This window comes from Sphingobium sp. GW456-12-10-14-TSB1 (genome assembly GCF_059424385.1).
In genome coordinates this window covers 3,447,293-3,460,925 of record NZ_JBWKZI010000001.1, presented here as the reverse complement: position 1 = coordinate 3,460,925, position 13,633 = coordinate 3,447,293, and the positions used below count along the sequence as shown (strand labels likewise).

Here is a 13,633-nt window from a genome sequence, read left to right as displayed (position 1 = left end):
TCGAGCTATTCCAAACCTTTGGCGGCCAATATGTCAAGCGCCCGCAAGAAACCGCCCCTTGGCCAGACATTCCGCCCACTCAGAGCCAGCCTCTGAATCGACCACCAGACCGGAGCCAAGCCCCAGCCGCCCGACGCCCGCGCCCTCATCGATCGTCAGCGTGCGGATCGCGACGTTGAAGGCGGCGTCGCCATCCGGGTCGATCCAGCCCATCGATCCGGTATAGACGCCGCGTGCATGGGGTTCGAGCGCGTCGAGTATCTCCATCGCCCGCACCTTGGGCGCGCCGGTGATCGATCCGCAGGGGAACAGCACCCGCAGCACATCGACCGGCGACAGGCCGGGCAGGATGCGCGCACGCACGGTCGACACGAGCTGATGGACGGTCGGATAGCTTTCCACCTTGAACAGGTCCGGCACGGTCACGCTGCCCGCGCGCGACACCCGCGACAGATCGTTGCGCAGCAGGTCGACGATCATCAGATTTTCCGCGCGCTGCTTGGCGTCGCTTTGCAGCCATTGTGCCAGCGCCGTATCCTGTTGCGGATCGGCATGGCGCGTGGCGGTGCCCTTCATTGGGCGCGCGGTCAGTTGGCCGCGCACCAGCGTGAAAAAGAGTTCGGGCGAGAAGGACAGCAACGCCTGCCCCCCGGTGCGGATCACCCCGCCATAGCCCGCCGCCGCGCGGGGCCGGACCGCGGCATAGAGCGCCATCGGATCGCCGCTCACCCTGGTTTCGCAGGGGAAGGTCAGGTTCGCCTGATAAATGTCGCCCGCGCGAATATAGTCCTGCACCGCGTCGAACGCCGCACGATATTCGGCTTCGTCGATCAGCGGGCGGGGCGGCGTCACGCTGGCCCCGGCGGGATCGGGCAGCAGGTCGGGCAGCGTTCCCGGCGCGATCAGCCGGACGCCTTCGAACAGGCCGAACCACAGCAACGGCGCGGCACCGCCCTTCACCTCTGCGCGAGCGGCGACCGGCGCGAGCCTGTCTTCCAGCGCCAGCCCCGCTTCATAGGTCATATAGCCCGCGACATGCAGGCCATTTTCCCGCGCGTCGGCCAGCCGGTCGAGCGCGGGCTGGACCTCCTCCATGCGATGGGCTGCAATGATGCCGACCGGATCGCGATAGAGCCGCGCCGGGGCTGCGCCGCGCACGCGCGCATCGTCGAACAGGGCAAAGATTTCGGACGGACCGGGGAGACGCATGGCGGCTTATTAACAGGCTTTTGCGCAGGCGAAAGGGTCAGTAAGGGAATATGCCATGTTGCGCAGCATCGCCGCAGCTACTACCTCAGCGCCCATGCCCGACCAGACACCCGAAGCCGCACCCGATCGCCCGCTCGCCGCCGCCATCGGCCTGGCGCTGCGCGGGCGCTGCCCGGCCTGTGGCGAGGGACGGATGTTTGCCCGCTTCCTCAAGCCCACATCCGCCTGCGCCCATTGCGGCCAGCGCTGGGACAGGCATCAGGCCGACGATTTCCCATCCTATATCGTCATCCTGCTGCTGGGCCATATATTGGTCCCGCTGATGATAGAGGTAAACCGCGCGCTCGACATTCCGCTGGGATGGCAGGCCGCGATCTGGCCTGGCCTGGCGCTGCTGCTGGCCGTGGCGATGATCCAGCCGGTCAAGGGCGCGGTGATCGCCTTTCAATGGTCCCGGCGGATGCACGGATTTGGGTGAATAAACCCCGCGTCACGCCGGTCGGCGGATGAAATTCAGTTCCATCGCTTCGCGCAGCGTCTCGTCAATCTCGCGTCGTCCTTCGGCCCCATGGGTGACGACGGTGGTGTCGCAGGTGGCGACGCACACGCCCTTCTGAAACCCGGCCGAACTGATCGTCCAGCTGGTGCGGCCGATATGGCCGATCGCGCAATGGACGTCGAACGGATAGGGGAAATGCGATTCCTCGATGAAATTGAGATTCACGTTCGCCACCATCCAGCGCACGCCCTGTTCCTGCGGATGGCGACCCATATGATGGTGGAAACGGATACGCGCGGTCTCGAATATGCCGGAGATCGCCACATTGTTGATGTGGCCCATCGTATCGAGATCCTGAAAGCGGGAATCGATGCTGGTCACGAAGCGATAGGCTTCGGGACTGAAACGCCAGGATTCGGGTTTGGCCATGTCCTGCTTTCCAATAAAATAGGGATGGTCATGCCATAGCCGTCATGGCCAGTGATGCAATCACGCCAGCGAAAATGGCGCGACTGCGACCTTTATGACACAATCCATATCAAGATACGCATCACAGGAATGTCATGCAGGCGACGCCAATTCGTCAAGCTCCTCTCATTGCAGTGCAACATCACGCGCCTACGGCCCCGAACCAAGCCGATTACGGTTCTTGAAGGGGAAAATTCATGCGTCCTGCCACTGCCCTGCTGCTCGCCTCCACCATGCTGGCGGCTACGCCCGCCTTTGCCCAGACGGCTGCGCCCGCCGCCGATGCTGCACCCGACGAAGCGACGATCGTCGTCTTTGGTCGCGGCGAAACCCGTCAGGTGCAGGAAATCAAGGCGCAGGAGATTGTCGTGCTGACGCCGGGCACCAATCCGCTCAAGGCGATTGAAAAGCTGCCCAGCGTCAATTTCCAGTCCGCCGACCCGTTCGGCAATTATGAATGGTCGCAGCGCGTCACCATCCGCAGCTTCAACCAGAACCAGCTTGGCTTTACCTTCGACGGCATTCCGCTGGGCGACATGAGCTATGGCAATCATAACGGCCTGCACATCACCCGCGCGATCAGCAGCGAAAATATCGGCAGCGTCCGCGTGTCGCAGGGTGCCGGTTCGCTCGGCACGCAGGCGACCGGCAATCTGGGCGGCACGGTCGAGACATTCTCGGCCGATCCGACCGGCGAGATGGGCGCACAGGGCAATCTGACCTATGGCAGCAACGACACGGTCCGCGCTTTTGCCCGCCTCAATCTGGGGACCAGGGACGGCGTACGCGGCTATGTGTCCTACGGCTATGGATCGACCGACAAATATAAGGGCCAGGGCAAGCAGGACCAGCATATGGGCAATGCCAAGGTGATCGTGCCCATAGGCGAGGCCAAGATTGACGGCTGGCTGAGCTATTCCGACCGGCGCGAGCAGGATTATCAGGACATGTCGATGGGCATGATCAATCGGCTGGGCTGGGACTGGGACAACACCTTTCCCGACTATGCCCGCGCGATCGACTATGCCAGCCGCCTGAACGACGTGGATCTGGTCAGCAACAGCGGCGGATCGCCCTTCCCCGATGGCCGTTTCGACTATAGCGGCGCGTCCGTCGCCACTGGCCAGACCTATCCGGGCAATGTGACCAGCGCCGACGACGCCTATTATGACGCGGCGGGCCTGCGCAAGGACTGGCTGGGCGCGATCGGCCTCAACACGCCGCTGGGCGAGAAGGCGACGCTGAACCTCAAGGGCTATTATCACAATAATAGCGGCATGGGCCTGTGGGCGACCCCCTATGTGCCCAGCCCCAACGGCGTCCCCATGTCGGTGCGGACCACCGAATATAAGATGGACCGCATCGGCGCGTTCGGCAGCGTCGATTTCACCATCGGCAGCCAGAATCTGAACGTCGGCGCATGGTATGAAAATAACAAGTTCAACCAGGCCCGCCGCTTCTACGCCTTCTCCAGCCGCACCGAACCGGGCCTGTCCTTCCGCGACTATCCGAAGAATCCCTTCTTCACCCAGTGGGAGTTCGATTTCACCACCGATACGTTCCAATATCATGTGCAGGACAAGATCGACCTTGGCATGGTGACGATCAATCTGGGGTGGAAGGGCTTTTCGGTCACCAACAAGGCGGAGGCGGTCGTTCAGGCCAGCTTCCCGCAGGGCAAGATCAAGGCGCAGGACTGGTTCCAGCCCACCGCCGGTTTCGTCGTGAAGGTCAGCCCCGACGCGGAAGTCTTTGGCGGCTTCAGCCAGTCGACCCGCGCCTTTGCCAGCGCCACGACCACCGGCCCCTTTTCGACCAATCAGGCCGGGTTCGACGCGATCAGGAATAATCTGAAACCCGAAGAGTCGGACACCTACGAACTCGGCCTGCGCTACAACACGCCGGTCTTCAACGGCACGCTGGGTGCCTATCTGGTCAACTTCCGCAACCGCCTGCTGGCAGTGCAGGTCGGATCGGCGATCCAGGGCAACCCCTCGGCGCTCCAGAATGTCGGCGGCGTCCGCGCCGTCGGCGTCGAAGCGGCGGGCAATCTGACGCTGGGCAGCGGCTTCAGCCTCTACGCCAGCTACAGCTACACCGACGCGACCTATCGCGACGATGTCGTGAACGGCAATGGCGATCTTGTCGCGGCGATCAAGGACAAGACCGTGGTGGACAGCCCCAAGCATATGGCGCGCGGCGAATTCAACTTCGACGATGGCCAGCGCTTCTTCCGTGTCGGCCTCAACTATATGTCGCGCCGCTACTATAGCTACACCAATGACGCTTCGGTCCCCGGCCGCCTGATCGTCGACGCCTCGCTTGGCTATCGCTTCACCGACAAGGTGGAAGTGCAGCTGAACGCCACCAATCTGTTCGACAAGCGCTATGTCGGCACGATCGGATCGGGCGGCTTTGGCAATAGCGGCGATGCCCAGACCCTGCTGGTCGGTGCGCCCCAGCAATTCTTCGCCACGCTGAAGGCCGACTTCTGATCTGAAAAAGGCCGCGCCTATCCGCGGTCATGGGCAACGCAGCGTTTCCCGGCAGGGCAATGGACTTCATGACGCGCGGGGCATAGCTTCGCCGTCAGGTCCATCCTGCCGGGGGTTTCATGCCACGCTACAGCCTTGTCGCCATCATCCTGCACTGGGCGATCGCGGCCCTGCTCGCTTTCCAGATCAGCGTCGGCTGGGCGCTGGAGGATCTGGGCGCGCGGGGCTTTGCCCTGTACCAATGGCACAAGTCGGTCGGCATCACGATATTGGGGCTGACCCTGCTGCGGATCGTGGTGCGCTACTGGAAGCCGCGCCCGGCAAAGCTGGAGGGCGGCTGGCAGGGCGCGCTGGCGTCGGGCGTGCATTTTGGTCTCTACGCCTTCATGCTGGGGGCGCCGCTGAGCGGCTGGGCGCTGGTATCGACCGCCAAGGTGAAGGTGCCGACCCTGCTGTTCGGCGTCCTGCCCCTGCCCCATCTGCCATTGCCCGCAAGCGCGCATGAACTGGCGGAGGGCGGCCATGGCCTGATCGCCTGGCTGGGCATCGCGCTGTTCCTGCTCCATGTCGCGGGGGCGCTGCGCCATCATTTCCTGATCCGCGACGGGCTGATCTGGCGGATGATACCGGGCCGGTCGACCGCGCTGCTGATCATCCTGCCCGCGCTGATGCTGCTGGGTCTGGTCGTCGGCAAGGCGATCCTGCCCGCGCCAGCGGCCAAGGTCGCCGCCCCGGTCGCAGCATCCGAGGCGTCGCAAGCCCCCGCCGCATCGGAAAACATCGCCGAACCAGCCAACATCGCCGCGCCCGCACCCGACATCGCCGCCGCCAACGTCACCGAGGCCGCCCCGGAAGCGCCCCCCGCCCCGCCGCCTGCCTGGACCGTGCAGCCGGGCGGCACGATCGGCTTTTCCGTCGGCAATGATGGCCAGACGATCAGCGGCAGCTTTGCCAAATGGACCGCCGCGATCGTCATGGACCCGGACCATCCCGAAACCGCCGACATCAAGGTGACGATCGACATGGCCAGCGCCAGCGTGGGCGATGCCTATCAGGACGGGATGCTGCCGGGGGACGAATTTTTCGCGGTGGCCGCCCACCCCATCGCAACCTTCACCGCGAAGGGCGCGGAGAAGAGCGGCGCGAACGCCTATCGCGCCACCGGCACGCTCAGCCTCAAAGGCGTCGCCAAGCCCCAGACCATCCGCTTCACCCTGTCGGGCGACGGCGCGACCCGCAAGGTCAGCGGCACCGCGACCATCGCCCGCGCCGCCTTTGGCGTGGGCAATGGCGAGAGCAGCGGCGGACTGGCCCCCCAGGTGGCGCTGACCTTCGCCTTCACGGCGAAGCGAAAGGATTGAGGCACAAATAAGCGTGCTCCCGCGCAGGCGGGAGCCCAGTCGAGGCGCTGGAACTGGGCTCCCGCCTGCGCGGGAGCACTATTATACTATTCACGACCTGTTGTTTGGAAACCCTATGCGCGCACTCCCCATCCTCATCGCGACCGCCTCGCTGGCCGCCACCTCCCCCACACCCGCCTCGGCCCAAGCCTTCATGTTCGAAAGCGGCACGTCGCTGCTCGCCAAATGCCGCAACAAGGCGCCCGAATATGCGCTGGCCTGCACCGCCTATATCGTCGGCGTGGTCGATGGCATCCGCAAGGACAGCTTCATCGGCCGTGGTCGCCCGATCTGCTGGCCTGACAAGATGAGCGCGGACGATGCCCGCCGCACCGTCGTCGCCTATCTCGAACGCTGGCCAGACCAGCGGCGCGGCCCCGCTTCCGTGCTGGTCAGCGTGGCGCTCAACGAACGCCATCCATGCCAGAAATAGCGAATCGATCAGTCTGATCGAAAGGATCATTGCGCCCGCGCGCCGGAATACTGCTATAAACTTGCCTTGGACGGCGCGGCGGCGTAGGTGCGGCCCCTGTTTTTTTTGGTTCATTTAGGAGACTCGTCGTGGCGGCGAAATGGACGCCGGATAGCTGGCGCGCGCATAAGGGCATTCAGATGCCCGCTTACCGGGACACACAGGCGCTCGCCGCCGTGGAGGCCCAGCTTGGCCAGTTTCCGCCGCTCGTCTTTGCAGGCGAGGCCCGCAACCTGAAAACGGACCTGGCCAAGGTTGCGGCCGGTGACGCCTTCCTGTTGCAGGGCGGCGATTGCGCCGAAAGCTTTGCCGAGTTCCACCCGAACAATATCCGCGACACGTTCCGCGTGCTGCTCCAGATGGCGGTCGTGCTGACCTTCGCCTCGAAGCTGCCGGTGGTGAAGGTCGGCCGCATGGCGGGCCAGTTCGCCAAGCCGCGCTCGGCCGATACCGAAGTGGTCGGCGGGGTCGAGCTGCCCAGCTATCGCGGCGACAATGTCAATGACATCGCCTTCACCGCACAGGGCCGCGAGCCGGACCCGCAGCGCATGGTGCAGGCCTATAACCAGTCGGCGGCGACGCTCAACCTGCTGCGCGCCTTCTCGACCGGCGGCTATGCCAGCCTGGATCGCGTCCATGGCTGGATGCTCGATTTCATGGGTCGCAGCCCCTGGGCCGCGAAGTTCGAGGCGATGGCCGACCAGATCGGCCAGGCGCTCGATTTCATGCGCGCCTGTGGCCTGGACGCCGAAACCGTGCCGCAGCTTGGCGGGACCAGCTTCTACACCAGCCATGAAGCGCTGCTGCTGCCGTTCGAACAGGCGCTGACCCGGCAGGACAGCCTGACCGGCGACTGGTATGACACGTCCGCCCACATGCTGTGGATCGGCGACCGCACCCGTTTCGAAGGGTCGGCCCATGTCGAATATCTGCGCGGCATCGGCAATCCGATCGGCATGAAGTGCGGTCCCAGCCTGGAGCCGGACGCGCTCATCCGCCTGCTCGACCTGCTCAACCCGTCGCGCGAAGCCGGGCGCATCACGCTCATCACCCGCTATGGCCATGACAAGATCGAGGCGGGCCTGCCCAAGCTGGTCCGCGCCGTCCTGCGCGAAGGCCATCCGGTGGTCTGGTCCTGCGACCCGATGCACGGCAATGTCATCAAGGCCGCCAATGGCTACAAGACGCGACCGTTCGAGCGCATCCTGGCCGAAGTGCGCGGCTTCTTCGCCGTCCACCGCGCCGAAGGCAGCTTTGGCGGCGGCATCCACGCGGAAATGACCGGCCAGAACGTCACCGAATGCACCGGCGGCGCCATCGCCATCACCGACGAAGGGCTGGCGGATCGCTACCACACCCATTGCGACCCGCGTTTGAACGCGGCGCAGAGCCTGGAACTGGCCTTCCTGCTGGCCGAAATGCTGAACGAAGAACTGAAAGAACGCCGCGCCGCGGCTTGAGGATTGCTTGATGCTCCCTCCCGTCCACGGGAGGGCAGCGAGACTTGGGCGCGCAGCGCCTTAGTCGCAGCGGGGTGGGCCAACCCAACCTCGCGCAAGCCCACCCCCTAACCCCCTCCCGCCTGCGGGAGGGGGGAACACGCGCTACAGAAATCCCCTATTTTTCACGGACGATCGTTTCTGGCTAAGTTGGGTGGATTTCAATCAGTCGGATTATGAAGAGATGGCCGACGATAGCTGACTTTCTGCCGTAAAAAATGAACCGGCACCAAACGCCCAAATGGCGACATTCGCCACGAAGTTGCCCGCACTCGTGGGCTGCCGTAGAGGGTTCGTTCGGGGGTAGACAACTCCTTCGCAAGAGGCATCAAAGGGGGCGGATGCCGACCGCACCCGATGCCTCGTTTGCGCTCGCTAACGTCTACATAACAGGAGCTTCGGCAATGGAAGAACCAGAATATCGAAGCGATACGAAGGAGCTTTGGAAGCGTGCCATTCCTTTAATCACCGGAGTGGTGGCGCTTCTTGCCATACCACAAGCCACCATGACGGCGCTCATGACCCCGATGTTGTTCAACGCATCTGGGTCAACCTCGAAGATCAGCCTCTATATTATGCTTGCAGTGCTACTGGCGAAGCCCGTGATGCTGTTTAGCACCGTGGTGTTATCCTTCCTCGTCTTCAAAGATTTTTCTCACCGTCGCTTTGTGGGGGTGCTCGTCGTGCCAGCACTTTGGTGGGCAATTTACTGGGTGTCTCTCGTCGCGACGGCGTAACGCAAGTTCCATGTTTACGGCGGTGCCCCCCCGGGGAACGTCTGCTCCCCATCAGGTTAGGTCTTTCAGTCTTCCACCGGACGCTGGAAGGTGTGCGTCCGGTTTCAGGAATGTGGATGATCTCGCGGAGTAACCGTGAATGGTCATTTACCGCCCCCTCACCCAACCTCGCACCATTCCCCCGGCTGCACACCTTCCAGCGTCCATTCGCCAATCGCCCAGCGCACCAACCTGAGCGTCGGATGCCCGACCGCCGCCGTCATGCGCCGCACCTGCCGGTTCTTGCCCTCCCTTATCGTCAGGCTGATCCAGCAATCGGCCACGGTCTTGCGAAAGCGCACCGGGGGGTCGCGGGGCCATAGCGCCGGGTCGTCGATCCGTTCGGCCTCGGCGGGCAAGGTCCGCCCGTCCTTCAGCGTCACCCCGCGCCGCAGCGCGTCGAGCGCCGCCTCGTCCGGCTCGCCCTCCACCTGCGCCAGATAGGTTTTGGGCATTTTGAAGCGGGGGTCGGCGATCCGCGCCTGCAGGCGGCCATCGTCGGTCAGCAGCAACAGCCCTTCGCTGTCCGTGTCCAGCCGCCCGGCGGGATAGACGCCCGGCACATCGATATAATCCTTGAGCGTCTGCCGCTCCGGCCCATTGGGTTCGGGGGTGAACTGGCACAGGACATTGAACGGTTTATTGAATAATATCAGCGCCATGGCCTAAACCTCTTCCTCAAATGCCAGGCTGCCCTGATTGACCAGCATGGTCAGCAACGCCAGCCCGGCATCGGACGGATCGACGCTCACATGATCCTGCGCGCAGAGCGTTTCGGCCAGCGCCGCCACGTCGCCGGCACAATCGAAACATTCGCCATCGACGAACAGCAGCAGCCCGTCGCCCTGCCGCACAAAGGAAAAGCGGCTGGCGGGATTGCGGCACAGCGCCGCCCCTTCCGCCAGCATCGCGGCGACATCGCCCGCTTCCATCGGCTCTTCAGGGCGCCAGTCGGTGTCGGGATATTTGGGGCTGCTGCTATATTGGCCGAACCAGCGGGCAAAGGCGGTGCGGTCGGCCAGCGCCTCCGTCACCAGCGCGTGCAGCCGGTCGATCGCGGCGGGCGCGATCTCGCCCGGATTGGCCTGCCGCGCCAGATCGGGATCGGCATAGCGATCCTCGTCCGGCATCGCGTCCACCAGCGTTTCGGACCAATGTTCGACCAGTTCGGCGCGCGAGGGCGCGCGAAAGCCGATCGAATAGGTCATGCAGTCATCCCCCACAGCGACGCCATGATGGGCGATGCGCGGCGGCACATAGAGAATGTCGCCCGGTTCCAATATCCATTCCTGTTCCGGAACGAAATCGGTCAGCAGGCGCAGATCGTCATGCGGCAACAGCGGCGTGGTGGAATCGCACAAGGCCCCCACCTGCCAGCGGCGACGCCCCAGCCCCTGCACCAGGAACACGTCATATTGGTCGAAATGCGCGCCCACCCCGCCGCCATCGGTCGCGTAGCTGACCATGACATCGTCGATCCGCCAGTTGGGGACGAAGCGGAACGGATCGATCAGCGCCGCGACCTGCGGGACATGATGGTCCACCGCCTGCACCAGCAATGTCCAGGGGAGCGCGCCCAGTTGGCCAAAGCGGGTTTCGGGCAGCGGCCCGCTCTCCATCGCCAGCCGATCATCGCCCAGCGTGATCAGCCGCGATTCCACGCCCTCCTCGCACGCCAGCCCCGCCAGCTCGTCCGGCTCCAGCGGATTGCGCCACTCCCCCCACGGGTTGCGGATGAGCAGCGGCTTTTTCTGCCAATAGTCGCGCAGGAACAGGGCGGGATCGAAATGGGAAAGCTGCATGACAATGCCCTGCCCGCTGGGCACCCGACTGTCAAAGCGCGTTTGGTTTATCCTGTTCCTCCCCTGCGAGGGGAGGATCTCCGCCCCGCTACATTTCCAGCCCGATCAGCGTGCCGCTGCCGATGCGGTCGACATGGCGCTTGCCGTCGATTTCCAGCCAGTCTGGCGTCACTTCCAGCCGCCGTCCCCGGATGGTGGTGCGCAGATGTTCCACTGCGATCCGGTTGCGCGACACGATGCGCAGCACCGCAAGGCCGTCGCCGCGCGACGCCATCATCGAATAGCGGTCGCCGCGCAGCAGGAAGTGCCAGCTGCCATCGGTCGGTAACCATTCATTGCCGTCGATCACCTGCACCGGCTCGCCATCGGGCGCGCCCAGCCGTACGCTGATCCGCGTCGCGCCATTGGTGCGGCGGGGCGGGGCAAAGATCAGGATCGGCTCGCCATCCAGCGTGATGGGGATCGGCGTGTCGCGCAACAGGCGCGATCCGCCGACGATCAGTTGCGGCAATTCGGCGGAAAAGGGCAGCCGGTCCCGCGCGAAATGGCGCTGGCGCACGACCGGATTGGCGTGAAAGCTATGCACCTGCGTCGCGGTCAGCCGCCCTTCCTCCACCAGTCCGTGGCATGTCGGGCACAGCAACGTCGCGCCATTGCTGTCGGGCAAGCTCAGATAGCGATAGATGGTCACCCCGCACCGCACACAGGCAAAGCCGCAGGCCTGCCTTATGTCCGCGCGCTGCTCGGCCGTCAGTTCCGTCAGTGACGGCATCACTCGCAAGCCCATGCAGACGACCCCTTGTCCGCGCCGCGCCACATCATGCGGCCCGGCGTTGCTCCTTCTGGCGTCCTCTGCGGCTGGGAACTCTTCCGGTCCCTCTATCTGCTATCGTTGAAATATATGCGTCAAAGTCAAGGGGTAGCGTATAAATCCCCTATCGCTGTGGCAACAGGTCCAGATTGCGCGCGGCGGCGATGGCGCGGATTCGGCCGGGCCGGGGCATATTCTTGATCGCGATTTCGGCCATATCGCCCGCGCTGAACAGCTCGACATGGCCGACGTCGAAGATGCGCTGGCCCAGCGATTGCGTGATCCGCACGCTGCGAATGCTCGACAGGGCGATCTCGGTGCGCTGCTTGGCCAGCAGCCCCCGCTCCATCAGCACCTCCCGCTCGCTCAGCGCCAGCCGCTCGCCCTTGTGCATCACCCACCACACCGCGATGGCCAGGATGCCGACGACCGACACCAGCAACAGCATGAACAGCACGGGATGCGCCCGGAACATCGCGGGATGCTCATCATATAACCAGCTCTCGCTCATGCCGCCTCCTGCGCCTGGAACGCGCCGTTTTGATCATGCCCCCGCGCCATCGTCAAGCGGCCGATCCGCTGATCCGCGCGGCGGGTTGGTTAACGAAATCTTCGGGAAAATCGGCTATCCTTATATAGGAGAGTGGAAACCGATCATGGCACATAATCTCTACGAACCGGGCGATCGCACCTTCGACCCATCGGGCGCCTGGCTGCATGACAGGCAGGACGGCCCGGCCACCATCGTCGCAGGCGGGATCATCCTCGTCGCGCTGGTGATCGCGGCGGCCGCCATCCTGCTGTTCAAGGATCTGATGCCCGCTGCCGATCATGGCGCGGTCGCTGCCCGGCCGACCATTTCCGAACAGTTCGCGCTGTGCGACGATCTGACCGGCGACGCCTGCGTCCTGTCGGCGGACAGCTATGCCTATAAGGGCCATTATTATCGCCTGGCCGACATCAGCGTCCCCAGCCAGATCGGCGCCAAATGCCCGGACGAAGCCGAACGGGCGCAGCAGGGGCGTATCGCGCTGGCAGCGATGATGAACGGCGGCGCGTTCGAGGCCCGGCGCGATCCCATAGACCCGGACCCGGCGGCCAGGGTGCTGGTGCGCGACGGCGTGTCGATCGGCCAGTTGATGATCCTCAAGGGCCATGCCCGGCCCTGGTCGCCAAAGCCGATCCACTGGTGCGCAGGCCATGCGCGCTGAGCCTCTGTCCCGACAGGCGCGCAAGAGCGCATGCCGGTTGCCGCACCGGCCCTCACCCCCACCCGACCGCCCACAGAGTGTATCCTGAATGGGAGGTCGGGTGGGGTTCAAACGAGGCACGTGACTCGTTTGAAGGCCGGTGCGGATACGCCAAATAATACTGTCCTACATGTAACCATATAGGTTATATGGCCCGCCATGACCAGCCAGTCCCTTCCGCGCGCGACGGTGCAGCCCGTCCATCTGGATTTCACCCCCATCCCCCGCCGCTATCGCCATGATGGCTGGACGCCGGAGCGTCAGCGCGCCTTCATCGCCGCGCTGGCGGAAACCGGATCGGTCAAGCACGCAGCCCAGCGCGTCGGCATGTCGACCGATGGCGCCTATCAGTTGCGACGGCAAAAGGGCGCCGACAGCTTCGCCGCCGCCTGGCTCGCCGCGCTGGATCAGGGGGTGCAGCGACTGGAGGACATCGCGCTGGAACGCGCCATCAACAGCATCGAAGTCCCGGTGTACAGCTATGGCAAGCTGGTCGGCACCCGCCGCGTCTTTAACGACCGGCTGCTCATGTTCCTGCTGCGCAACCGCGCGCATGATCGCTATCCCGAAGGCGCGATCCGCGGCGCATCCCGCCCCGTCGATATCGAAGCGCTCAAGCTGGAATGGAAGCGCGAGGAAATGCGCCCCGGCGGCGAGGCCGATCTGGCCGTCAAGGCGGTGATCAAAGAGGTCGAACAGTTGCGCGCCGAAGAGGAAGCCAACCGCCGCAACCCGCGCGGCCGCATCACCATAGAGGGCGACGAACGCGAAGCCTTCGACCGCTGGCGCGCCGCAACCCAAGGCCTCGCCCTGCCAGCCCCGGACACGGACGCGCACGCCCGACGCGACGGGCCGCAGGCGCGGACGTTTTGAGGGTGGGCGCTGGGCTGGAATTGGCCGATTTCGGAATGTCGCCTTACCGGCGGGTAAGAAGGGATAGCCGCCGGTCCTC

Annotated in this window: 14 protein-coding genes; 8 read left to right on the top strand and 6 right to left on the bottom strand. The window is 64.4% G+C overall.

Annotated features, from left to right (window positions below; genetic code table 11):
* Positions 1 to 33: 33 nt before the first annotated feature.
* Positions 34 to 1,209 (bottom strand): aminodeoxychorismate synthase component I, encoded by a 1,176-nt coding sequence (gene pabB / locus AC07X9_RS17015; protein ID WP_017182604.1) that lies wholly within the window; start codon positions 1,207 to 1,209, stop codon positions 34 to 36.
* A gap of 94 nt (positions 1,210 to 1,303) precedes the next feature.
* On the opposite strand from pabB, the gene AC07X9_RS17010 reads away from it, so the two are divergent.
* The gene (locus AC07X9_RS17010) at positions 1,304 to 1,687 is read left to right on the top strand and encodes a DUF983 domain-containing protein (protein ID WP_026002295.1); all 384 of its coding nucleotides are present in this window, start codon (positions 1,304 to 1,306) and stop codon (positions 1,685 to 1,687) included.
* A 12-nt stretch (positions 1,688 to 1,699) separates the two neighbouring features.
* Here AC07X9_RS17010 and AC07X9_RS17005 read toward each other — a convergent pair whose 3' ends face one another.
* Entirely contained in the window at positions 1,700 to 2,137 is a 438-nt protein-coding gene (locus AC07X9_RS17005) for an acyl-CoA thioesterase (RefSeq protein WP_017182602.1), read from the bottom strand.
* A 236-nt stretch (positions 2,138 to 2,373) separates the two neighbouring features.
* Here AC07X9_RS17005 and AC07X9_RS17000 point away from each other — a divergent pair, with 236 nt between their 5' ends.
* The 5 genes from AC07X9_RS17000 to AC07X9_RS16980 all read left to right on the top strand — a co-directional run bounded on the left by AC07X9_RS17000 (position 2,374) and on the right by AC07X9_RS16980 (position 8,779).
* Positions 2,374 to 4,671: a TonB-dependent receptor gene (locus AC07X9_RS17000; protein WP_017182601.1), complete on the top strand. Its 2,298-nt coding sequence runs from the start codon at positions 2,374 to 2,376 to the stop codon at positions 4,669 to 4,671.
* A gap of 119 nt (positions 4,672 to 4,790) precedes the next feature.
* On the top strand, positions 4,791 to 6,032 hold the full coding sequence (locus AC07X9_RS16995; protein ID WP_017182600.1) for a YceI family protein: 1,242 nt from the start codon (positions 4,791 to 4,793) through the stop codon (positions 6,030 to 6,032).
* Between the two features lie 115 nt (positions 6,033 to 6,147).
* Positions 6,148 to 6,504 carry a Rap1a/Tai family immunity protein gene (locus tag AC07X9_RS16990; RefSeq protein ID WP_017182599.1) on the top strand — a complete coding sequence of 119 codons (357 nt, stop codon included), beginning with the start codon at positions 6,148 to 6,150 and terminating at the stop codon, positions 6,502 to 6,504.
* A 128-nt stretch (positions 6,505 to 6,632) separates the two neighbouring features.
* Positions 6,633 to 8,003 (top strand): class II 3-deoxy-7-phosphoheptulonate synthase, encoded by a 1,371-nt coding sequence (locus AC07X9_RS16985; RefSeq protein ID WP_017182598.1) that lies wholly within the window; start codon positions 6,633 to 6,635, stop codon positions 8,001 to 8,003.
* 380 nt (positions 8,004 to 8,383) lie between these two features.
* The gene (locus AC07X9_RS16980; protein WP_017182597.1) at positions 8,384 to 8,779 is read left to right on the top strand and encodes a hypothetical protein; all 396 of its coding nucleotides are present in this window, start codon (positions 8,384 to 8,386) and stop codon (positions 8,777 to 8,779) included.
* 158 nt (positions 8,780 to 8,937) lie between these two features.
* On the opposite strand, the gene AC07X9_RS16975 is transcribed toward AC07X9_RS16980, so the two are convergent.
* The 4 genes from AC07X9_RS16975 to AC07X9_RS16960 all read right to left on the bottom strand — a co-directional run bounded on the left by AC07X9_RS16975 (position 8,938) and on the right by AC07X9_RS16960 (position 11,942).
* A complete protein-coding gene (locus AC07X9_RS16975) occupies positions 8,938 to 9,480 on the bottom strand; it encodes an rRNA large subunit pseudouridine synthase E (RefSeq protein WP_017182596.1) in 543 nt (180 codons plus the stop codon).
* Positions 9,481 to 9,483: 3 nt separating this feature from the next.
* Positions 9,484 to 10,620 (bottom strand): cupin domain-containing protein, encoded by a 1,137-nt coding sequence (locus AC07X9_RS16970; RefSeq protein WP_026002294.1) that lies wholly within the window; start codon positions 10,618 to 10,620, stop codon positions 9,484 to 9,486.
* Between the two features lie 88 nt (positions 10,621 to 10,708).
* Positions 10,709 to 11,392 (bottom strand): hypothetical protein, encoded by a 684-nt coding sequence (locus AC07X9_RS16965; protein WP_017182594.1) that lies wholly within the window; start codon positions 11,390 to 11,392, stop codon positions 10,709 to 10,711.
* A 163-nt stretch (positions 11,393 to 11,555) separates the two neighbouring features.
* Positions 11,556 to 11,942: a PH domain-containing protein gene (locus tag AC07X9_RS16960; RefSeq protein ID WP_017182593.1), complete on the bottom strand. Its 387-nt coding sequence runs from the start codon at positions 11,940 to 11,942 to the stop codon at positions 11,556 to 11,558.
* Between the two features lie 145 nt (positions 11,943 to 12,087).
* On the opposite strand from AC07X9_RS16960, the gene AC07X9_RS16955 reads away from it, so the two are divergent.
* Both AC07X9_RS16955 and AC07X9_RS16950 read left to right on the top strand, forming a co-directional pair.
* Entirely contained in the window at positions 12,088 to 12,642 is a 555-nt protein-coding gene (locus AC07X9_RS16955) for a hypothetical protein (RefSeq protein WP_017182592.1), read from the top strand.
* A 198-nt stretch (positions 12,643 to 12,840) separates the two neighbouring features.
* Complete coding sequence (locus AC07X9_RS16950; protein ID WP_017182591.1) at positions 12,841 to 13,554, top strand: hypothetical protein; 714 nt, start codon at positions 12,841 to 12,843, stop codon at positions 13,552 to 13,554.
* Positions 13,555 to 13,633: the final 79 nt, after the last annotated feature.